At 70.8% G+C, this 21762-nt stretch carries 18 protein-coding genes; 9 read left to right on the top strand and 9 right to left on the bottom strand.

Annotated elements, in window-relative coordinates; translation table 11 throughout:
* The first annotated feature begins 9 nt into the window (after window positions 1-9).
* The 5 genes from J4573_RS29420 to J4573_RS29400 all read left to right on the top strand — a co-directional run bounded on the left by J4573_RS29420 (window position 10) and on the right by J4573_RS29400 (window position 5975).
* Window positions 10-1545, top strand: coding sequence for a sugar ABC transporter ATP-binding protein (locus J4573_RS29420; RefSeq protein ID WP_208259126.1), 1536 nt, complete (start codon window positions 10-12; stop codon window positions 1543-1545).
* Window positions 1538-2509: an ABC transporter permease gene (locus J4573_RS29415; protein ID WP_208259125.1), complete on the top strand. Its 972-nt coding sequence runs from the start codon at window positions 1538-1540 to the stop codon at window positions 2507-2509. Before J4573_RS29420 ends, J4573_RS29415 begins: the two co-directional genes overlap by 8 nt.
* A complete protein-coding gene (locus J4573_RS29410) occupies window positions 2506-3516 on the top strand; it encodes an ABC transporter permease (RefSeq protein ID WP_243773729.1) in 1011 nt (336 codons plus the stop codon). Before J4573_RS29415 ends, J4573_RS29410 begins: the two co-directional genes overlap by 4 nt.
* A 64-nt stretch (window positions 3517-3580) precedes the next feature.
* Window positions 3581-4390, top strand: coding sequence for a DeoR/GlpR family DNA-binding transcription regulator (locus tag J4573_RS29405; protein WP_307796980.1), 810 nt, complete (start codon window positions 3581-3583; stop codon window positions 4388-4390).
* Between the two features lie 70 nt (window positions 4391-4460).
* Complete coding sequence (locus J4573_RS29400) at window positions 4461-5975, top strand: sugar ABC transporter ATP-binding protein (RefSeq protein ID WP_208259124.1); 1515 nt, start codon at window positions 4461-4463, stop codon at window positions 5973-5975.
* Between the two features lie 12 nt (window positions 5976-5987).
* Here the strand turns inward: J4573_RS29400 and manA are convergent, their stop codons facing one another.
* The 4 genes from manA to mmsA form a co-directional block, all read right to left on the bottom strand.
* Window positions 5988-7166, bottom strand: coding sequence for a mannose-6-phosphate isomerase, class I (gene manA / locus J4573_RS29395; RefSeq protein WP_208259123.1), 1179 nt, complete (start codon window positions 7164-7166; stop codon window positions 5988-5990).
* Between the two features lie 95 nt (window positions 7167-7261).
* On the bottom strand, window positions 7262-8368 hold the full coding sequence (locus J4573_RS29390) for a substrate-binding domain-containing protein (protein ID WP_208259122.1): 1107 nt from the start codon (window positions 8366-8368) through the stop codon (window positions 7262-7264).
* 151 nt (window positions 8369-8519) lie between these two features.
* Entirely contained in the window at window positions 8520-9830 is a 1311-nt protein-coding gene (gene mmsB, locus J4573_RS29385) for a multiple monosaccharide ABC transporter permease (protein ID WP_208259121.1), read from the bottom strand.
* The gene (gene mmsA, locus J4573_RS29380) at window positions 9827-11416 is read right to left on the bottom strand and encodes a multiple monosaccharide ABC transporter ATP-binding protein (protein ID WP_243773728.1); all 1590 of its coding nucleotides are present in this window, start codon (window positions 11414-11416) and stop codon (window positions 9827-9829) included. The genes mmsB and mmsA overlap by 4 nt, the downstream gene beginning before the upstream one ends.
* A gap of 222 nt (window positions 11417-11638) precedes the next feature.
* Between mmsA and J4573_RS29375 the strand changes: the two genes are divergently transcribed.
* The gene (locus tag J4573_RS29375; RefSeq protein ID WP_208259120.1) at window positions 11639-12850 is read left to right on the top strand and encodes an ROK family transcriptional regulator; all 1212 of its coding nucleotides are present in this window, start codon (window positions 11639-11641) and stop codon (window positions 12848-12850) included.
* A 60-nt stretch (window positions 12851-12910) separates the two neighbouring features.
* Window positions 12911-13834 carry an ROK family protein gene (locus tag J4573_RS29370; RefSeq protein ID WP_208259119.1) on the top strand — a complete coding sequence of 308 codons (924 nt, stop codon included), beginning with the start codon at window positions 12911-12913 and terminating at the stop codon, window positions 13832-13834.
* 52 nt (window positions 13835-13886) lie between these two features.
* On the opposite strand, the gene J4573_RS29365 is transcribed toward J4573_RS29370, so the two are convergent.
* From J4573_RS29365 to wrbA, 4 genes are all read right to left on the bottom strand, one after another.
* On the bottom strand, window positions 13887-15158 hold the full coding sequence (locus tag J4573_RS29365; protein WP_208259118.1) for a hypothetical protein: 1272 nt from the start codon (window positions 15156-15158) through the stop codon (window positions 13887-13889).
* A 44-nt stretch (window positions 15159-15202) separates the two neighbouring features.
* Complete coding sequence (locus J4573_RS29360; protein WP_208259117.1) at window positions 15203-16795, bottom strand: ricin-type beta-trefoil lectin domain protein; 1593 nt, start codon at window positions 16793-16795, stop codon at window positions 15203-15205.
* A 140-nt stretch (window positions 16796-16935) separates the two neighbouring features.
* Entirely contained in the window at window positions 16936-18348 is a 1413-nt protein-coding gene (locus tag J4573_RS29355) for an MFS transporter (protein WP_208259116.1), read from the bottom strand.
* Window positions 18345-19010 carry an NAD(P)H:quinone oxidoreductase gene (wrbA, locus tag J4573_RS29350; RefSeq protein ID WP_208259115.1) on the bottom strand — a complete coding sequence of 222 codons (666 nt, stop codon included), beginning with the start codon at window positions 19008-19010 and terminating at the stop codon, window positions 18345-18347. The genes J4573_RS29355 and wrbA overlap by 4 nt, the downstream gene beginning before the upstream one ends.
* 97 nt (window positions 19011-19107) lie before the next feature.
* Between wrbA and J4573_RS29345 the strand changes: the two genes are divergently transcribed.
* The gene (locus J4573_RS29345) at window positions 19108-19551 is read left to right on the top strand and encodes a MarR family winged helix-turn-helix transcriptional regulator (protein ID WP_307796979.1); all 444 of its coding nucleotides are present in this window, start codon (window positions 19108-19110) and stop codon (window positions 19549-19551) included.
* Here J4573_RS29345 and J4573_RS29340 read toward each other — a convergent pair.
* Window positions 19548-19808, bottom strand: a complete 261-nt coding sequence (locus tag J4573_RS29340) for a DivIVA domain-containing protein (protein WP_208259114.1) — start codon at window positions 19806-19808, stop codon at window positions 19548-19550. The genes J4573_RS29345 and J4573_RS29340 overlap by 4 nt on opposite strands.
* Before the next feature lie 185 nt (window positions 19809-19993).
* Between J4573_RS29340 and J4573_RS29335 the strand changes: the two genes are divergently transcribed.
* Complete coding sequence (locus J4573_RS29335) at window positions 19994-21703, top strand: aldehyde dehydrogenase family protein (protein ID WP_208259113.1); 1710 nt, start codon at window positions 19994-19996, stop codon at window positions 21701-21703.
* Window positions 21704-21762 lie beyond the last annotated feature (59 nt).

The following is a 21762-nucleotide window of genomic DNA, read 5'->3' as shown; positions in this document are numbered from 1 at the left end:
AGGGGTGACGTGTCAGACAGCGGACCGCTGCTCGAGGTACGAGACGTCGTCAAGCGCTTCCCCGGTGTGGTGGCGCTGGACGGCGTCTCCCTCGACGTGCGCGCCGGCGAGGTGCACGCGCTCGTCGGCGAGAACGGCGCCGGGAAGTCGACGCTGATCAAGGTGATCACCGGGGTCTACCGGCCCGACGAGGGCTCGCTGGCCTTCGCGGGCCGCCCGGTCGCCTTCGCCTCGGCGGTGGACGCGCAGCAGACCGGCATCCAGGCCATCCACCAGGAGATCGGCCTGGTGCCGTCCATGAGCGTCGCGCGCAACCTGCTGCTCGGGCGGGAGCCGCGCACCCGCCTCGGCCTGATCGACCAGAGCGAGATGAACCGCGCGGCCGGCGCCGCCCTGGAGTCCTACGGCGTGGACATCGACGTGCGCCGCCCGCTGCGTTCGCTCAGCGTCGGCGCGCAGCAGATGGTCGCGCTGGCCCGGGCGGTGTCGGTGGACGCGCGGCTGGTCGTGATGGACGAGCCGACCTCCTCGCTGGAGCCGCGCGAGGTCGCCACCCTCTTCGGGGTGATCGACCGGCTGCGCGGCGACGGCATCGCGGTGGTGTACGTGAGCCACCGCCTCGACGAGCTCTACCGGATCTGCGACCGCGTCACGGTGCTGCGCGACGGCCGCATGGTGCACCGCGGGCCGCTCGCCGAGCTGGAACGTTTGAAGCTCGTCTCGCTCATGCTCGGCCGCGAGATGTCGCAGGTACGGGAGGAGGGCCTCACCAAGTTCTCCGGCGGCCACGACGCCGACACCGCCCCGGTCGTGGAGGCGCGCGGCCTGAGCAGCCGCCACCTGCTCGACGAGGTGTCGGTGTCGATCCGCCCCGGCGAGGTCGTCGGCCTCGGCGGACTGCTGGGAGCGGGCCGTACCGAGACCGCCAAGGCGATCGCGGGCGCGCTGCAGCTGGACGGCGGTCGCGTGACCGTCGCCGGGGCGCCCATCCGGCGCGGCTCGCCCGGCGCGGCGGTCCGCGCGGGCGTCGCCATGCTGCCCGAGGACCGCAAGTCCGAGGGCATCATCCCCGGCCTGTCCGTACGGGAGAACATCGCGCTCGCCGCCCTGCCGCGCCTGTCGCGCGGTGGCGTCGTCGCGGAATCGCGCATCGACCGGATCGTGGACGTCTTCATGAAGAGGCTCCGCATCAAGGCGACCGGCCCCGGCCAGCGCGTCGGGGAGCTGTCGGGCGGCAACCAGCAGAAGGTCCTCCTCGCGCGCTGGCTGGCCACCGAACCCAAGGTGCTCCTGCTGGACGAGCCCACCCGCGGCATCGACGTCGGTGCCAAGGCCGAGGTCCAGGCCCTGGTCGACGAGCTGGCCGAGGAGGGCCTCGGCGTGCTGCTCATCTCCTCCGACCTGGAGGAGCTGGTCGAGGGCTCCGACCGCGTGGTCCTGCTGCGCGACGGCGCCGTCGTCGGCGAGCTGCACGGCGACGACGTCACCGAGAACGCCGTGATGCGCGCCATCGCGGGCCAGACCGAGGAGGACTCCGATGGCTGAGGCCGCCGCCGCGCCGGCCCGGCGCGGGTTCGACCGCGACCGGCTGCTGGCCTGGCTGCAGGACTACGGCGTGTACGCCGCGATCGGCCTGCTGGTCATCGTGAACGCGGCCATCACCCCGCACTTCCTGACCACCGAGAACCTGCGCACCCAGCTCGTCCAGGTCGCGCCGGTCATCATCGTCTCGCTCGGCATGGCGCTGGTCATCGGCACCGAGGGCGTGGACCTGTCGGTCGGCTCGGTGATGGCCCTGGCCGCCGCGCTCATCCCGCTCTACCTCGGCTACGGCCTGGTGCCCGCGATCCTGGCGGCACTGGTGGGCGGCCTGCTGGTCGGCCTGGTGAACGGCTCGCTCGTCGCGTTCGCCGGGGTCCAGCCCATCGTCGCGACGCTCGCGCTCTTCGTGGGCGGGCGCGGGCTCGCGCTGGTCATCGCCGGCGGCCAGCTGAAGGACGTCCACAACCCGGGCCTGCTGGACCTGGGCTCGTCCTCCATCCTCGGCCTGCCGGTCCCGGTGGTCATCGCCCTGGTCCTGACAGTGGTCATGATGGCGCTGGTCCGCCGCACCACGTTCGGCCGCCGCGTCGTGGCGATCGGCGGCAACCGGGCGGCCAGCGAGCTGTCCGGCCTCCCGGTGAAACGCATCCTGCTGCTGGTCTACGTCACGTGCGGCGTCCTGGCCGCGGTGGCCGGAACCCTGGCGACGGCGCGCCTGCAGGCCAGCGACCCGTCCTCGCTGGGCCTGCTGATGGAGCTGTCGGCGATCACCGCGGTCGTCGTCGGCGGCACCCCGCTGAGCGGCGGCCAGGTCCGCGTCCTCGGCACCGTCGCGGGCGCGCTGCTCATCCAGCTCGTCCGCGCCACGTTGATCAAGCACGACATCCCGGACTCCGCCGCCCAGATGGTGCAGGCGGCGATCATCCTGGTGGCCGTCTACGCCGCCCGGGGACGAGGTGGGCGATGAACATGACCGTGGCGGACGCTCCGGGCGCGGTGACCGCCTCGACGGGCGGGGACCGGCGGGAGCGGATCTCGGGGCTGGTCCAGCGGCACGGGGCGACGGCCGTGCTGGTGCTGCTGGTCGCCTTCGGGTCGGTGACGTACGAGAACTTCCCGACCACCGAGAACCTCGGCAACATCGCGATCACCTCGGCGTTCCTGGCGATCGTGGCGCTCGGGATGACGTTTGTGATCATCACCGGCGGGATCGACCTGTCGGTGGGGTCGGTGTTCGCGCTCGGGGGAGTGCTCGCGGCCTACGGGTCCACATGGGGCTCGCTCGCCGGGGTCGCGCTGCCGCTGGTGGTGTGCGGGGCGATCGGGCTGGCGCAGGGACTGCTGATCGCGCGGGCCCGGCTCGCGCCGTTCATCGTCACGCTGGCCGGGCTGCTCGGCGCGCGCGGGCTGCTGCTGTCGATCTCGAACGAGGGCGCCAAGACGTACCTGATCCCGCACGACACCGTGCTCGCCAAGGTCGGGCAGGGCGAGTTCCTGGGACTCGGCTACCCGGTCTACATCACGCTCGCGCTGTTCGCGGCCGGCGGGCTGGTGCTGCAGCGGACCGGCTTCGGGCAGTCCATCTTCGCGGTGGGCGGGGCCGAGGACGCGGCAGGGCTGATGGGGGTACGGGTCGACCGGACCAAGATCGCCGTCTACACGCTGTCCGGGCTGCTCGCCGGGCTGGCCGGGACGCTGAACGCGGCGCGGCTGTCGTCCGGCGTGACCATCCTCGGCACGGGCATGGAGCTGGACGCGATCGCCGCGGTGGTGATCGGCGGCACCCTGCTGACCGGCGGGATCGGCTCGGTGAGCGGCACGATCAGCGGCGTCCTGCTGCTCGGCGTGATCCAGAACATCATCAACCAGATCGGCAACCTCAGCTCCTCGTACCAGCAGGTGGTGAGCGGGGCCTTCCTGGCGGTGGTCGTGGTGCTCCAGACGACGCTGAGCCGCTTGAACCGGCTTCGCTGAGAGGGTCCGGTCGTGACCGACTACGATCGGATCTGTTCGGATCGCATCTGTGGGTTGGGGAATCGTGAGCGACGTGCTGGGGCCCGCCGACGGCCGCAAGCCGCTCTTCGGGGCGGAGCGGCGCAAGCGGATCCTCGAGCTGCTGAAGGCCAGCGGCACCCTGTCGCTGCGCGAGCTGGCCGAGGCCGTCCAGTCGTCCGAGGTCACCGTGCGGCGCGACGTACGGGCGCTGGAGGCCGACGGGCTGCTGGAGCGCCACCACGGCGGCGCCTCGCTGCCCGGCGAGCTGTCCTCGCGTGAGCCCACGTTCGTCCAGAAGACGCTGGTGGCGACCGCCGAGAAGGCCGCGATCGCCGACCTGGCGGCGGCCCTGGTCGAGGACGGCGACGCGATCGTCATCGGGCCCGGGACCACCGCGCACGCCCTGGCCCAGCGCCTGACGGGCCACGGCGAGCTGGCCGTCGTCACCAACTCCCTGCTGGTCGCCCAGACGCTGGCCGACTCGCCGCGCATCGAGGTCGTGATGACCGGGGGCACGCTGCGCGGCTCGATCCAGGCCCTGGTCGGCAGCGCCGCCGAGCACGCGCTGTCGGAGCTGCGCGCCCGCCGCGCGTTCATCTCCGGCAACGGGCTGACCGCCGAACGCGGCCTGTCCACCCCCAACGTCCAGGTGGCCGGCATCGACCGGGCGCTCGCGGCGGCCGCCGAGGAGGTCGTGGTCCTCGCCGACCACACCAAGATCGGCGTCGACGCGATGGTCCAGACCGTGCCGACCGAGCGCATCGACCACCTGGTCACCGGCGAGGAAGCGTCCCCCGAGGAACTGCACGAGCTCAGCACCCGCGGGGTCCGGATCCACGTGGCGCGCACCTAGCCCGTGGCCCCGGCCGCGGCACTCGTGATATGACGAATCGGTCATCTGGCCTCGAACCCCGGGAGGGCCTGTGACGGAGAAAGCCCTGGACGCGGCCGGAATCGTCAAGTCGTTCGCCGGCACCGTCGCGCTCGACCACGTGTCGCTGACGCTCGGCCGCGGCGAGGTGCACGCGCTGGTCGGGGAGAACGGCTCGGGCAAGTCCACGCTCGTCAAGGTCCTGTCCGGCGTTCACCGACCCGAGGCGGGGCGGCTGCGGCGCGACGACGAGCCGGTGTCCTTCCCCGATCCGTCCGCCGCGCAGGCCGCCGGGATCCGGACCGTCTACCAGGAGGACGACCTCGTCTCCTCGCTGAGCCTCGCGCACAACCTCTTCCTGGGATTCCCGCCGCGGACCCGGTTCGGCCTGATCGACCTGGCGCGGATGCGGGCGCGAGCGGCCGAGATCCTGCCGCGCTTCGGCGTGCACACCGACGTACGGACCCGGCTCAGCTCGCTGGAGGCGGGCGCGCGCAAGCTGGTCGCGGTCGCCCGCGCCGTCACCGCCGGCGCGCGGATCGTCATCATGGACGAGCCGACCGCGCCGATGGAGCCCGCCGAGATCGAGGCGCTCTTCACCGCGATCGACGCGTTCCGCGAGGACGGCGGCACGGTGCTGTTCGTCAGCCACCGCCTCGACGAGCTCACCGAGCTGTGCGACCGGATCACCGTGCTCCGCGAGGGCCGCGTCGCCTACACCGGCCGCTCCGACCGGATCGACCGCCGGACGCTGGTCTCGGTCATGCTCGGCCGCCGCCTCTCGCTGCCCTCGCCGCAGCCGGTGTCGGCGGCCGGCGCCGCCGCGTACGCGCCGCCGCCCTACCTGCGCGCCATCGGCCTGACCCGCAGGCACGCGATCACCGACGTGTCGATCGAGCTGCGGACCGGCGAGGTCGTCGGCCTCGGCGGCCTGCACGGCGCGGGCCGTACCGAGACCGCGCGGGCCATCGCCGGGGCGCTGCCGCTGGACTCGGGCCAGGTGACGGTCGCGGGCGCGCCGCTGCGCCGCCGCTCGATCCCCGGGGCGATCCGCGCGGGCGTCAGCCTGCTGCCGGAGAACCGCGCGACCGAGGGGATCATCCAGAGCCTGTCGGTGCGCGACAACATCGCCCTGGCCGCCCTGCCGCGCCTGTCGCACTTCGGCGTGCTGTCGAACGCGCGCATCGACCGCGTGGTCGAGACGTTCATGCGGCGGCTGCAGATCAAGGCGACCTCGCCGCACCAGAAGGCGGGGGAGCTGTCGGGCGGCAACCAGCAGAAGGTGCTGCTGGCACGCTGGCTGGCCACTCAGCCCAAGGTGCTGCTGCTGGACGAGCCGACGCGCGGGATCGACGTGGGCGCCAAGGCCGAGCTGCACGACCTCCTGGACGAGCTGGCGGTGAACGGCCTGGCCATCCTGCTGATCTCCTCCGACCTGGAGGAGCTGGTGAACGGCTGCGACCGCGTGGTGGTGCTGCGCGACGGCGCCGTGATCCAGGAGCTGACGGGGCGCGAGGTCACCGAGGAACGGATCATCTCCGCGATGTCCTCGTCGCCCCCGTCGTAGAGGCGTACAGGCTCAGGCGGACTCGGGGACGGAGGCGCGGAAACCGACGCCGTCGCCCTCGATCACCAACGGCCCGGACCCCTCGTACGGCACGAAGACGGCCTGGCCCGGAGTGAGCAGCTCGGTGGTCCCGCCGCGCGCCACGCTGAGCGTGCCCTCAAGGCAGAGGATCGCGCTGGGACCGGGGACCGGGATGCTGATCGGCGGGCGCGGGCGCAGCCGGGTCAGCTGGAACTGCGTGGCCGGAGTGGCGTACAGCTCCTCGCCCGTGGGGAGCGTGGACGGCTCCAGCACCTCGGGCGTCGTCGGGGCGAAGTCGGTGACGGCGGCGAGCTCGGCCTTGTCGATGTGCTTGCCGGTGAGGCCGCCGCGCAGCACGTTGTCGGACGAGGCCATGATCTCCACGGCCGTTCCGCGCAGGTAGGCGTGGATGGTGCGCGGCGCGGTGTAGAGGGCCTGGCCGGGCTGCAGCGCGATCAGGTTGAAGAGCAGCGAGGCGACGACGCCCGGGTCGTCGGGGTAGTCCGCCGCGATCGACGCCGCCGCGCGGTGCGCGGGGTCGGGCGCGGACACCTCGGCGTCGCGTACCTCCGCGACCAGGGCGGAACGGTCGGCGGCCGGCCAGGCGTTCAGCGCGTCCAGCGCCGCCTTGGGGCCGCCCTCCTCCAGGATCTCGGCGAGGCGCCGCAGGCGGCTCCCGTCCAGGGCGCGCAGCAGGCGCGCGGAGACCTCGGGCTCGCGGAAACCGCACAGCGCCTCGAACGCGGTGACGGCGTAGACCAGCTCGGGCTTCGGCCAGTCGTCGCGGTAGTTGCGCGTGGGGGAGTCGAGCGGGATCCCGAGCGCCTCCTCGCGGGCGAACCCGCGTCGGGCCTGCTCGGGATCGGGATGCACCTGGATCGACAGCGGCTTGGCGACCGCGAGGATCTTGAGCAGGAAGGGCAGCCGGTCGTTGCCCGGGCCCAGCAGGCCGGCGCGGTCGGCCTCGATCGCCGTCAGCAGGTCGGTGCCGCCGGGGATCCTGGACGGCGCGGCCGGATGCGCCCCGATCCAGATCTCGGCCTCGGGGCCGGGCGCCGGCGAGGGCCTGCCCTGCAGGTCCGCGATGGCCGTCCGTGAACCCCAGGCGTAGTCGCGGATGGGGTTGTCCAGCCGGTGGAGCTGAAGCTGCGTGCCAGTGCCAGTGCTCATGTCGTCAGGCTTCGAGGTTCCTGGGGGGTGAGGGCGGTGGGGAACGGACGTACGGTCCGGCGGGCCTGGTGAGACCCGCCGGACCGTTCAGCCGCTTACTTGGTGAGCGGGGCCAGCTTGGGGTCGGTGGCGTACGCCTGGGCGGCGTTCTCCTTGGTCACGATGACCGGGGGGAGCAGGTACGCCGGGACGACCTTGGACCCGTTGTTGTAGGTGTTGGTGTCGTTGATCTGCGGCTTGTTGCCGGCCTGCAGGGCCTTCACCATGTTCACGGTCTCCGCGACGAGCTTGCGGGTGTCCTTGTTGATGGTGGAGTACTGCTGGCCCGCCATGATCGACTTGACCGACTCGACCTCGGAGTCCTGGCCGGTGACGATCGGGGTCGGCTTGCCGGCGCCCTTCACCGAGGTCAGGATCGCGCGGGCCAGGGTGTCGTTCGGCGACAGCACGCCGTCGAGGGTGTTCTTGCTGTACGACGAGGTCAGCAGCGAGTCCATGCGCTGCTGGGCGCCCTCGGCCTTCCAGCCCTGGATCGCGGTCTGCTTGATGTTGGTCTGGCCGGAGCCGACCTTCACCTCGCCCTTGTCGATGGCCGGCTTGAGGACGCTCATCGCGCCGTTGAAGAAGACGGCCGAGTTGTTGTCGTCCGGCGAGCCGGAGAACAGCTCGATGTTGTACGGGCCCTTGGCCTTCTTCTTCTTCATCCCGTCCAGCAGGGCCTGGCCCTGCAGCACGCCGACCTTGAAGTTGTCGAACGCGACGTAGTAGTCGACGTCCTTGGTGTTGGTGATGAGCCGGTCGTAGGCGATGACGGTCGCGCCGGACTGCTTGGCCTGCGCCACCTGAGTGGACAGCTGGGCGGCGTCGGTCGCGCCGATGACGATCACCTTCGCGCCCTTGGTGACCATCGAGGAGATCTGGGCCTGCTGGTCGGCGACCGTGGTCGAGGCGCCCGCGTACTGCACGTCGCCCTTGAACCCGGCCTCCTTCAGGCCGTTGGTGAACAGGTCACCGGCGAGGACCCAGTTCTCGGAGGTCTTGGCGGGCAGCGCCACCCCGATGAGGGAGTCCTTGGCGAAGCCCTTGGAGTCGCCGCCGCCCTTGCTGTCGGAGCCCTCCCGGTCGTTCGAGCAGGACGCGGCCGTCAGCGCGAGCATGGCTGCCGCGCCGACCGCGAGGGTCTTGGTGAAGATGGAGCGCATTGTCGGATGACCTTTCTCGATTACTGCGGGGTGGTGAGTGCCGCGGCAGCGGCGGTCGGAAGCCTGTCTGTAAGGAGCAGGTCAGCCGGGGCTTGGTCGGCCGTGGATCGGTCGGCCGTGGCGTGGCCGGTCGAGTTCGCGTCGGCCGGGGTCATGAGGTCGTGGTCGCGGCCTTGTCGGCCTTCGAGGTGTCGGTGGACGGCGGCGAGGCCGAGTCCGCGGGCGGCGCATCGCCGCGTTGGAAGGGCCGCATCAGCGAGCCGATGATCGAGAAGCGGCCCTGCTTCTTGTTGATGACGTCCAGCGCGGCGGCCAGCAGCAGCACCAGGCCCTTGATCATCTGGACCCGGTCCGAGCCGACGCCCTCCAGCTGGAGGCCGTTGTTCAGCAGCGCCATGACCAGACCACCGACGATGGAGCCGCTGACGGTGCCGAGACCGCCGGAGACCGCGGCGCCACCGATGAACACGGCCGCGATCGCGTCGAGCTCCCAGTTCAGGCCGTCCTGCGGGCCGGACGCCGCCGACCGGGCCACGAAGATCATGCCTGCCAGCGCGGCGAGCACGCCCATGTTGGTCATCACGAAGAAGTTGACCCGGCGCAGCTTCACGCCCGACAGCTCCGCGGCGCGGGAGTTACCGCCGACCGCGTAGATGTGGCGGCCACCGGCGGTGTTGCGCGTGTAGAACGAGTAGGCGATCACCAGGACGGCCAGGATGATGCCGGAGATCGGCAGGCTCGTGCCGACCCGGCCGCCGGCGAAGCGCAGCGTGGCGAAGATGATGACGCCGAGCATGATGACCAGCCGGATCCCCGACACCCACATCGGGGTCGGGTCGGCGTCCATCTGCTGGCGGACCTGCCGGGCGCGCAGCTCGCGCACCACGACCGCGGCGCAGGCGAGCAGGCCGAGCAGCAGCGTCAGGTTGTTGTAGCCGGTGTTCGGCCCGACCTCGGGCAGGAACCCGGCGCCGATCTTACGGAAGCCCTCCGGCACCGGGACGGTGTCGGCGTTGCCGATGTACTGGTTGGCGCCGCGGAACAGCAGCATGCCGGCCAGCGTGACGATGAACGCGGGCACCCCCACGTAGGCGACCCAGAAGCCCTGCCAGGCGCCGATCAGCGCGCCGACCACCAGGCCGAACAGGATCGCCAGCGGCCATGGCAGGTTCCACTCCGACATCGATTTGGCGACCACGATGCCGGTGAACGCGGCGACCGAGCCGACCGACAGGTCGATGTGCCCGGCGACGATCACCATCAGCATGCCGATGGACAGGATCAGGATGTAGGAGTACTGGCTGACGACGCCGATGAGGTTGCCCGACGACAGCGTGAGGCCGTCGGTCAGGACCTGGAACAGCAGCACGATCGCCACGAGCGTGAAGATCATGCCGAACTGCCGGGCGTTGGACTGGGTGCCCCCGAAAAGGTTCTTCTTCAGGTCTTGGTATCGGCTCATGAGGTCGCCAGCTTCTTGTTGGAGGTCATCTGCTTCATGAGGAGTTCGGGGTCGGCCTCGCCTCGCGGCACCTCGCCGGTGATGGACCCCTCGAACACGGTGTAGATCCGGTCGCACAGGCCGATCAGCTCGGGCAGCTCGGAGGAGATGACGATGACCCCCTTGCCCTGGTCGGCGAGCCGCTGGATGATCCCGTAGATCTCGTACTTGGCGCCCACGTCGATGCCGCGCGTCGGCTCGTCGAGGATCAGCAGGTCCGGGTCGGTGAACATCCACTTGGCCAGCACGACCTTCTGCTGGTTGCCGCCCGACAGCGTGGTGACGCCGACGTCGACCGTGGGCGTCTTGATCCGCAGGCTCTGGCGGTACTCGTCGGCGACCTCGTGCTCGCGGTACTGGTCGATGACGCCGCGCTTGGTGATCTTCTTCAGCTTGGCGGCGACGATCGAGGTCTTGATGTCGTCGAGCAGGTTGAGCCCGATCTCCTTGCGGTCCTCGCTCACGTAGGCCAGGCCGTGCTTGATGGCGTCGGAGACCGTCTTCAGCTGGATCTCCTTGCCGTCCTTGTAGGCGTGGCCGCCCTCCCAGACCCCGTAGGAGTGGCCGAACAGGCTCATCGCCAGCTCGGTGCGGCCGGCGCCGACCAGGCCCGCGAAGCCGACGATCTCGCCGCGGCGGACGTTGAAGCTGGAGCGCTTGGCGACCAGCCGCTCGGCGGAGACGGGGTGGCGCACGGTCCAGTCGCGGACCTCGAAGAACACCTCGCCGATGTCGGGGGTGTGGTCGGGGTAGCGGCTGCTCAGCTCGCGGCCGACCATGCCGCGCACGATGCGGTCCTCGTCGACGCCGTCGGCCTTGACGTTCAGCGTCTCGATGGTCCGCCCGTCGCGCAGGATCGTGATCGAGTCGGCGACCGCAGCGATCTCGTTCAGCTTGTGCGAGATCATGATCGAGGTGATGCCCTGCTCCTTGAACTCGCGGAGCAGGTCGAGCAGGTGCTGGGAGTCGCCCTCGTTCAGCGCCGCGGTCGGCTCGTCGAGGATCAGCAGCTTCACGTCCTTGGCGAACGCCTTGGCGATCTCCACCAGCTGCTGCTTGCCGACGCCGATGTCCTTGACGAGCGTGTCGGGGTCCTCCTTGAGGCCGACCTGCTTCAGCAGCGCCAGGGCGCGGTGGTGGGCGCCCTTCCAGTCGAGCGCGCCGTTCCGGCGCATCTCGTTGCCCAGGAAGATGTTCTCGGTGATCGACATCCCCGGGACCAGCGCGAGCTCCTGGTGGATGATCACGATGCCGGCGTTCTCGCTGGCGCGGATGTCGCCGAACTTCACCTCGTCGCCGCGGTAGACGATCTCGCCGCTGTAGGTGCCGTGCGGGTGAACGCCGCTCAGCACCTTCATGAGCGTCGACTTCCCGGCGCCGTTCTCGCCGACGATCGCGTGGATCTCACCGGTGCGGACCGACAGGTTGACGTCGGCCAGGGCGGTGACGCCCGGGAACGTCTTGGTGATCGACCGCATCTCCAGCAGGACCGGGCCGCTGCCCGGGCTGGCGCCCGTGCCGGGGCCCGAATCCGGTGCCTCTGCCATCAACATCTCCGATGATCTTGCTTTGCCTGTGGGCGTGGGTCATGAGGGTTGGGCGTGACCCGTGATGGCGCACGCGTATGACGCGCGTTACATCGGATGCACTTTAAATCCAATTGTTTTACAAAGTCAAAGGGAAGCGTCAGAATACTCTTGGCGACGGGCAGGGGACCGCGCCGGAAGAGAGGACTTTCGTTGCGGCAGGCAGGCACGAACCTTCCTAAGGTGGGGCGCTACAACCGCGCGGTGGTGCTGGACCAGATCCAGCTCGCCGACGGGATCAGCCGTGCCGAGATCGCCGAGCGGACCGGCCTCACCCCCCAGACCGTCTCCGGGATCGTCAAGAAGCTGCTCGCCGAGGGCATCGTCCGCGAGGACGGCTCCAGCCGGGTCGCCGGCCTGGGCAAACCCCGCACCAGGCTGCGCATCAACGGCGACGCCGGCAGCGCCGTGGGCCTGCACTTCGACCCGGTCGAGCTCGCCTGCGTGGTCGTCGACCTGGAGGGCCGGCCGCTCGTCCTGAAGCGCACCCCGACCCCGGCCGGCGCCAAGCCCGACGAGGTCGTCGCCGCCATGTCCGAGCTGTTCGCCAGCGTGCTCGCCGAGGCGGCCGTGCCGCGCGAACGCGTCCTCGGCCTCGGCGTGGCCAGTCCTGGCCCGATCGACCAGAACCGCGGCATGGTCGTCGCGCCGCCCAAGCTCGCGAACTGGTCGCGCGTCCCGATGAAGCAGCTGCTGAGCGAGGCCACCGGCCTGCCGGTCACGCTGGACAACGACGCCACCGCCGCCGCGATCGGCGAACGCTGGTCGGGCGCCGGGCGCGGGATCGCCAACTTCGCCTACTTCTTCTTCGGCACCGGCATAGGCGGCGGCCTGATCCTCAACCACCAGGTCCACCGGGGCGGCTCCCTGAACGCCGCCGAGTTCGGCCACACCTCGGTGGAGCCGGACGGCCCGACCTGCTACTGCGGCAACCGCGGCTGCCTGGAGACCCTGGTCAGCCCCGCCGCCATCGTCGCCGAGACGCACCGCCGCCTCGCCGAGGGCACCGCCGACAGCGCGCTGACCGTCCCGTTCCAGCGCGACCCCGACAGCGTCGACCACGCCGTGGTCCGGCACGCCGCCGCCGAGGGCGACCCGCTGGCCGCCGCGGTCATCCGCGAGGCCGCCGAACGCGTCGCCTCCGTCGCCGTCAACGTCGTGAACATCGCCGACGTCGACCTCCTCGTGCTCGGCGGCCACGGCATCCGGCACGTCGAGGCCCTCTACCTCGACGCCGTCACCCAGGCGCTCGCGACCCGGCCGCTGTCACGGCACGTCCGGGTCGCCGACGCCGCGGTGTCGCCCCTCGGCCCCGACGCCGCCGTGGTCGGCGCCGCCTCCCTCGTCCTGCACGCCACCTACTCGCCGCAACTGTCGGCGTTGCTCGAAGACTGACCGGAGCGGTCGCGTTGCCTCCCGTCCCTCACCCGCCGCTCACAGACCAAGGAATCGTTCATGGACCATGACGTCGTGCTCGCCGTGGACATCGGCGGCACCAAAATCAGCGCCGGTCTGGTGGGCGCCGACGGGCAGGTGCACCGCCAGTCCGAAGTCGCCACCCCCGCCACCCGGCCTCTCCTGGAGGAGGCGATGCGCGGGCTGCTCACCTCGGTGGCCGACGGTGCGTCACCACGCGCGATAGGGCTCGCCTCGGCAGGCCCGGTCGACCCGCCGCGCGGCCGCGTCAGCCCGGTCAACATCACCGCCTGGCGGGACTTCCCGCTGCTCGATCTGGTCGGCGCCATCATGCCCGGCGTCCCGTCCGTGCTGGTCGGCGACGGCATCGCGGCGGCGCTCGGCGAGCACTGGCTCGGCGCGGGCCGTGGCGTCGAGGCGATGCTCGGGATCGTGGTGTCCACGGGCGTCGGGGGCGGTCTCGTTCTCAACGGCGAGGCGTACGCCGGCCCGAGCGGGAACGCCGGGCACATCGGGCACGTCGTCGCCGACCCCGCCGGGCCGCTGTGCTCGTGCGGCGCCACCGGGTGCGTCGAGGCCTATGCGAGCGGTCCGTCGATGGTCCGGTGGGCTCAGTCGCAGGGGTGGACCGGTCCTGACGCTCGCGCGCTGTCGGCTGATGCCGCGCGCGGGGACGCGGTCGCTCTGGCCGCGTTCGATCGGGGCGCGCAGGCGCTGGCCCGCGGGATCGCCGCCACGGCCGCGCTGTGCGACCTGGACCGCGTCGTGATCGGCGGCGGCGTCTCGGCCGCCGGCGAGGTGCTGTTCGCGCCGCTGCGCAAGCACCTGGACGGGTTCCTGACGCTTGGCTATGTGCGCCGGCTGACCGTCGTGCCGTTCGAGCTCGGCCGATCCGCCGGACTGCTCGGCGCCGCCCGCAGCGCCCTGCCGACCGCCCAGTTCGAGTCCCCCACCCCCGCCTGAGCGAGCTTCTCGACGAGCTGCCTGGCGAGCTGCTTGGCGGCTGCTCGGCGGGCTACTTGCGTTCCATCGTGTAGTGGAGGACGAGGAAGGGCAGCCCGAAGACCGAGAAGGCGTGCTCGGCGCGCAGCTCCCCGTCCTGCACGTAGACGTCGAGCCTCTCGGCGAAGCCGTGCACGGCGGCCGCGGTGAGCTCCTGCGACTCGGCGTCGATGAAGGTCAGGTAGTGGCCCGGCTGGTCCAGGTCGCTCTTGCTGGTCAGGACGAGCCCGCCGCCCGGCCGCGCGTACGGCGCGAGCGTCGCGGTGAAACTGGCCTGGGGGAGCGGGAAGCCGACGCTGACGTAGCCGCGGCCCTCGTGCCGGTAGGTCGTGTAGACGCCGACGTAGATCGGCTCGTCGTTGTCGCTGTAGGAACGGATCCAGCCGCGGAGGGTCGGGGCGTCCTTGCCCTCCTGCGTGATCGTGTCGATCCGGCCGACCACGCCGCGCTGGGCCTCGCGCTGGTTCATCGGAACGCTGGCCTGGCCGAGCGGCTTGGCCACCAGGTTCTGGTAGAGCAGGTAGCCGGGGCGGACCCAAAGGCGCCACTCGGGGACGATGTCGAGCGCGAAGCGGGTCGTGTGCTCGTAGAACTCCCGGACGAGCGGATCGACGTCGGCAGGGTCGAAGTCCGGTCCCGCGAGCTCGTCGATCGAGGCGACGATGCCGACGTCGGGTGCTTCCTTGGTGTACGTGCCGCCGAGCACCTCGGCCAGGCGGGCCACGTAGCCGGTTCCGACGTAGCGTCCGTGCGCCTCGAGCGGCACGACGAACGGCAGGTCCTCGGCGGCGACCCGTTCGGCCAGCAGGCTGACCTGGGGGTCGCGGAAGATCAGCGCGGCGAGCGTGCGGTAGGCGACCACCGCGGTCGCGGCCGCCACGGCGGCGTTGCCTCGGTTGTCGCCTCGGTTGCGGAGGGCCAGGCCGGTGGCGGCGCCGACCAGCGGGCCGAACGCGACCTTCTGCGGGCGCAGACCCATGGCCCCGGCGGCCGATCCGGCGGCGACGCTCGTGAGCATCGGCCCGGCGCCGAGCCGTCCGGCGACCCAGCCGAGCGGGGCCGCGACGGCCCCGCTGGCCGCGATCCGCGCCCAGATGGCCGGGATCTCGTTCGGCTTCTGCCGGGCGCGGGCGACGGCCTCGACCGCGCCGAGACCGACCGCACCCGCCAGGGCGCCGAGCGCGGTGCCCTTTCGGCCGCGCCCGGCGCCGAGAGCGGCTCCGGCCAGTGCGCCCATGGCGGCAGCCGTTCCTACCTGCTCCGCCCGCCTGGGCTCGTTCGCCATGCCTGGAAGATACACCGGCGATTTGGGTGGCTTGATCAGTGGTCTTAGTAGACCCGTGACCCTATGAAGTCGTCGTGGTTGTAGCCGACGGGGCTGGGGAAGGCGCGGGTCTCGAAGGCCCAGCGTTGTTTGGTGTCCGCCGCGTTGCAGGCCATGAGCTGGAGGCTCGCGTTGTCGGCGGTCGAGGTGAATCCCAGGCAGAGGTCGGTGTGCCCCTTGGGATGGATGAGCTTCCCGTCGAACGTCCATTTCTGGTTGGCGGACGCGGCGCAGTTGTAGAGGATCTCGTTGGTGCCCGCCGCGATCGTTCCGCCGTTGGCGTCGATGCAGCGGTCCTGGGACAACTCCACGTTGAGGGTCTGGTTGGTGGAGTCGTAGAAGAACCCCTGATTGCGCCCGCCGTGGCAGTTCCACGCGGCCAGCGCCGTTCCGTTGCGTGAGTCGTAGCCGTGGGCGTCCACGCACTTGCCGGACTCGGAGTGCAGCTGGTTGAAGCTCATGAGGCCGTTGTAGAGCTTGGCGTTGTTCGTGCTCGCCGGGTCCACGCAGGTCGCCTGCTGCCAGCCGGAGGCGTAGAACTGCGACATGCACTGGGCGAACGCGCCGTGCCCGCTCGCGTTCGGGTGCAGGGACTGGCGTGCCGCGTTCTCGTCGAAGATGTTGCCGTTCTCGATGTAGACGCCGCGTGCCCAGGGAACGTCATCGCAGACGCCATGCCCGTGGAAGAGACGGCTCGCGTCCAGGTAGCGAACGTTCGCGTCCGCCGCCGCGCCGCGAATGCCGCGTTCGAAGAGGGGGACGGCCTTGTTGCGGGCGAACGCCGCGTCGGCCAGGTAAAGCGTGCAGCCTCCGGCGTACCAGCCGGGGAAGTTGGGATTGTCCTCGACGTCAGGGCCGCCGGGGGAGGGGTAGGACATGACGGCCAGCTGGTAGTCGCTCGCGGTGTAACCGGCGTCGGCCATCGTCTGCTTGATGTTGGTGAGCGTGGCCGCGACCTGCTGCCTGCTCCCGGTGACGCGGGTGGCCCAGGTGTCGGTGTACGTCGGCCAGCACGGGCCCTGGAGGAGAATGCGGCGCTTGGCGCAGTCGGTCGCGACCGGGCCGAACTGGATGGTGCCGTCACCGTTCGCACCGACGACCACCCAGAGCAGCTTCAGGTGGGTGTTCCGGGCCTTGATCGCGAGGTTGTCACCCTGGTTGATCTCGGTCCACTGGTGCGATCCGCCGTACCGGAGGTTGTCGGGCGTCGCGCCGGAGCAGGCGACGTTGTAGCGGACGTCCGCCGAGATCGTCAGCCGCCAGACGGCCTGGTCCTTGGAGCGGTCGCAGTAGTTGAGCGGGCTGTCCTGGTGGGTGCCGGGCTCGTAGTTGCCGGCGCCCTCCCCGGAGATCTCGCTGTCGCCCATGGTGATGACGCCGGTCTTGCGGTCCTGCATGGGGCGGATGTCCGGGCTGCCGTAGAGCTGCTGGGCTTCGGCGGCCCGGATCTGCTCGAGGTCGGCGGGGAGGGGCTGGATCGCCTGCGTTGCTCGGGCTTGGGCTGCGGCGTTGGTGTTGGCGTGGGCTGGGGCGGCGGCGAACAGGCCGGTGACGAGCGTGCCGGCGATGGCCAGTGTTCTGAGGGGGTGGGAGGCCACGGTCTGCGCTCCTTCCACAACGGGGGGTGGCCTGAAGGTAGGCCGGAGTCGCCCGAATGTGAATAACCCTCGCGTATGCCCGACTGGCCATCACCGGCCGCCGTCGTACCTCAGTCGTCGCTCTGCTCCCGCCAGACCCTTCAGCCGTTCTGGCGTCGCGGCAGCAGCAGGCTGACCAGCGCGATCGCCACGGCGAGACCGGCCGCCATCAGGAAGACCCGGTCGTAGCCCGAGGCGAGCGCGGCGGGAGAGTCCCCGTCCGCCGTCGCGCTGGCGACCGTCGCGAGAACGGCCAGCCCGATCGACCCGCCCACCTGGTTGGCGGTGGCGGCGACGCCGCCGACGATGCCCACCTCGCCCTCGGGAGCGTCGGCGGTCGCCGCGGCCATGAAGGTCGGGAACGTCAGTCCGATGCCGACCGCGATGATGAGCGTCGGCCCGAGCACGCTGGTCACGTAGCCGCTGCCGGCGCTCGCCTGGGCGAGCCAGCCGAAACCGACGACGAAGCAGGCGCATCCCGCCAGCACGAGTGCCCGTACACCGGCACGTGGCAGCAGCGCGGCGGCCTGGCGCGCGACCAGCATGAACGTCACCGCCGCCGGTGTCTGCCCGAGTCCCGCCTTGAGCGCGCTGTAGTGCAGAACGTCCTGCAGGAACAGCGAGGTGAAGTACCACATCGCGATGGCGACACCGCCGAACAGCAGGAGCATGCCGCTGCCGACCGCCACACCCCGGATCCGGAACAGCCGGAGCGGCAGGATCGGGTTGCGGGCGCCGCGCGCTTCGACGGCGGTGAAGACGCCGAGCAGGAGCAGCCCGCCCGCGACCGGCACGAGGGCCTGCGCGGACGTCCAGCCGTGGTCGGCGCTCCGCATGACCCCGTAGATCAGCGCCGCCAGGCCCGCCGTTCCGGTGACCGCGCCGACGACGTCGAGCGACTGCCTTTCGCCGGTCCGTGTCGCCGCCAGGTACGCCAGCGCCATCACGATCAGGACCGCGCCGATCGGGACGTTGATGAGGAAGACCCAGCGCCAGGACAGGCCGGTGGTGATGGCGCCGCCCGCGACCGCGCCCGCCATCCCGCCGACGCCGCCCGCCGCCGACCAGGCGCCGAAAGCCCGGGCTCGCGCGCTTTCCTCGGTGAAGTGGGTGTTGATCACGACCAGTGTCGCCGGGGCCATCATCGCGGCGCCCATGCCCTGCGCGACGCGCGCGGCGACCAGGATCTCCGCGGTGTTGGCCAGGCCGCCGACCAGGCTCGCGGCGGAGAAGACGGCCAGCCCGCCGGCCAGCATCCGGCGCGGACCGAACAGGTCGGCCGCGCGCCCGCCGAGCAGCATGAAGCCGGCGAACGTGAGCAGGTAGCCGTTCACCACCCAGGCCAGGCCGGTGTCGGAGAAGCCGAGGTCCCGGTCGACCGAGGGGAGCGCGACGTTCACGATCGACGAGTCCAGGATCACCATGAACTGGCAGGCGCACGCCAGCGCCAGGATCGTCCAGGCGCGGCTCGCGTTCGCTCGCGCGCGGCGGGGCGTAGTGCTGATGGTCGTCATGACGCGACCTGCGAGGTGGCTCCGACCAGGGTCTCGTCGGCGGCGCGGTTGTTTCCCAGCAGCCGGTTGGTGATCTCGGCGAGGCGCAGGCCCTGGTGCCGCGCCGCGTCGAGTGCCGCGTCGTCGAAGCCGCCGCCGCTGGCGGACGCGCCGTAGGGGTTGCCGCCCGCGGCGTACACGGCCGGGTCGGTGTAGCCGGGCGGGACGATCAGCGAGCCCCAGTGGTAGAAGACGTTGCCCAGTGACAGGATCGTGGCCTCGTTGCCGCCGTGCCTGTTGTAGGCGGAGGTGAAGGCCGTCACCGGCTTGTCGGCCAGCCTGCCCTCCCGCCACAGCCCGCCCGCCTGGTCGATGAACTGCTTGAGCTGGGCGGCCGGCGTGCCGAAGCGCGTCGGCGTTCCGAACGCGAACGCGTCGGCCCAGGCGAGGTCGGCAAGCGATGCCTCGGCGACCGAGGCCGCGGCGCCGTCCACGTGCTGCCGCCACTGCGGGTTCTCGTCGATCGCGCTGTCGGGCGCCAGTTCGGCGACCCGCCGCAGCCGTACGGTGGCGCCCGCGGAGGCGGCGCCTTCGGCGACGGCCTGGGCGAGGGCGTGCACGGTGCCCGTCGCGCTGTAGTAGATGACGGCGACCTTCGCGGCCGTCGCGAGCGTGGAGGTCATGCGGGCTCCCTGGATCTTGCGTAGGATTAGTTACGCGGATAACGTTAGCCGCATAATGTTATGCGCGTAACCAATTTGTCAAGGGAGTGCGGATCTCGTGGACTTCGACCAGGCGGACACCCTCAACCAGGCCATTCGCCTGCTGACCCTGCGCCATCGGGCCCGCGCGGCGGCGCTGCTGGCCCCGCTCGGCCTGCATCCCGGCCAGGAGGCGCTGCTGCTGGAGCTGGCTCGTACCGGCCCGATGATCCAGGCCAAGCTCAGCGAGGCGCTGAGCATCGAGCCGCCCAGCGTCACCCTCATGACCCGCAAGCTCGAGGCGTCCGGGCACGTACGCCGCGGCCCGGCGCCGTCCGACAAGCGCGCCAGCATCGTCGAACTCACCGACAGCGGCGTGGCGCTGGCGGGCCGGGTCAAGGAAATGTGGTGCGACCTCGCCGAGGAGACCGTGGCCGGTCTACCTGATCACACCGTGGCGGAACTGCCCGGTCTCCTCTCGATCTTGAGTGGCAACGTCGACAACAAACGCCCGCGCGATTAGGGCGCCGGCCGCTCGCGCCCCTCGAGCCGATACGCGCGCCGCCGGGCGGCGTCCTCCCGCCTGCGGGCCGCCTCGGCGAGCGCCTCGTCGCGCTCGCGGATCAGCCGCGTGAGCTCGTGCTCGGCCCGGTCCAGGAACCGGTCGACCTCCTGGGCGTCGTAGCCGGGCCGCAGGCGCGTGGTACTGAACAGCACGCCGCGAATCCTCGCGGGTGTGAGCCTCCCGACCGCATATCTGGAGTCCCTCTCCTCGCTCATGCGTTTCTCTTAGCACGCGCGATCTGCCCGTGTGCGCCGTTTGTCAGTGCCCTAACAGGACTCTTTTTCGACTTGTCACTCGCCTCAGTATCAAACAATGTGCTTTTTGTGATGATCTGATAGGCAGAATCTGCGTGAAAATGACAAGACCCGTGAGAAGTCCGGGTTGGGGGAGGGATGCTCAGTTGACCACGAGCACCGCGACGATGCAGGTCGACCGCCAGCTGGAGGCCCTGCACGGCCAGTCCGCCGCCTGGGCCAGGACATCCCTTGCCGAGAAGCGCGACCTACTCCTCCGTTCGCGAGAGCTCGTGGGACCGATCGCCGAGCACTGGGTGAACGAGGCCTGCAATGCCAAGGGCATCTCGATCAAGTCGCCGCTCGCCGGTGAAGAATGGCTGACCGGCCCGTACGCCATGCTCACCTACCTCGGCGCGCTCGCCGAGACCGTGGGCCACCTCGCCGACGGCGCAGACCCCCTCAAAGGCGTGAAGATCCGCACCCGCCCCGACGGCCGCCTGGCGATCCGCGCGCTGCCGCACGACCTGCCCGACCGCCTCTTCCTGAGCGGCTTCAGCGCCGAACTCTGGCTGCGTCCCGGCGTCACTGAGGCCGAAGCCCGCGAACGCCAGGCGCACAAGCTCCTCTCGCAGACACCCGCCGACGGCGTCTACCTGGTGCTCGGCGCGGGCAACATCAACGCCACCGCGCCCCTGGACGTTCTCTACAAGCTCTACGCCGCCAACTCGGTCGTGCTGTGCAAGCTGAACCCGGTCAACGACTACATGCTGCCGATCCTCGAGCACATCTTCGAGCCGTTCATCAAGCAGCACTTCGTGGCGCTGACCACCGGCGACGCCAAGCTCGGCGCGCACCTCACCTCGCACGACCTGGTCTCGGCGATCCACATCACCGGCAGCAACGCCGCCCACGACGCCATCGTCTTCGGCCCCGGCCTGGAGGGCTCCCGCCGCAAGCTCAACAGGACGCCCATCCTCGAGAAGCCCATCACCAGCGAACTGGGCGGTGTAGGCGCGACGGTCGTGGTCCCCGGCCCGTGGTCGTCAGCGGACCTGAACTTCCAGGCCGCGCACGTGGCGACGCAGAAACTCCACAACGGCGGCTTCAACTGCACCGCGTCCCAGATAGTCGTTCTCCCCGACTCCTGGAACCAGTCGGCCGCCTTCCTGGCCGCCCTCCGTAAGGCCCTCCAGTCCGCTCCCCAGCGCCCGTCCTACTACCCAGGCGCCGAGGACCGCGTTCAGAAGGCCGCCACCATGCACCCCGAGGCGGAGCTCCTGGAAGGCGGCCGTCTCTTCGCGCCCAACCTGGACCCCCTCAACCCCACCGAGCCCCTTTTCCAGACCGAGTGCTTCGCCCCCGTCCAGGGAGTCACGTCCCTCCCCGGCGACTCACCCCAAGACTTCCTAGAGTCCGCCATAGCGTTCTGCAACGAAGGCCTGGCCGGCACCCTGGGCGTGAACCTCATCATTCACCCCCGCACCATCGCCGCCCTCGGCAAGCAGTTCGACGAAGCCCTCGTAGCCCTCCGCTACGGCACGGTCGCCGTCAACGCCTGGACGTCCGTCGGCTACCTCACCCCCCGAGCGAACTGGGGTGCCTTCCCCGGCCATGAGCTTCACGACGTGGGAAGCGGCATAGGCGCCAGCCACAACGCCTTCCTCCTGAACGACATCGAACGGACCATCATCCGAGGCCCCTTCCGCCCGATGCCCCGCGCCCTCCTCAAGGGCGAATGGACGCTCTCGCCCAAGCCTCCGTGGTTCGTGAACAACAAAACGGCCCACCGCACCTCGCGCCGGGTGACCCAGTACGCCGTCGACCCCAGCGCCCTCTGGATTCCCCCCGTGGTCATATCCGCCCTACGCGGTTGATGACAAAGCCTCTCCGTAAGGTCATCACCAAATCCCTAGTGACCCAGGTCACGTGGGCG

This window comes from Actinomadura barringtoniae, from assembly GCF_017573505.1.
GTDB classification, from domain to species: domain Bacteria; phylum Actinomycetota; class Actinomycetes; order Streptosporangiales; family Streptosporangiaceae; genus Spirillospora; species Spirillospora barringtoniae.
Note: the sequence above shows the minus strand (reverse complement) of the source record. Positions and strands in the feature narration are given on the sequence as shown.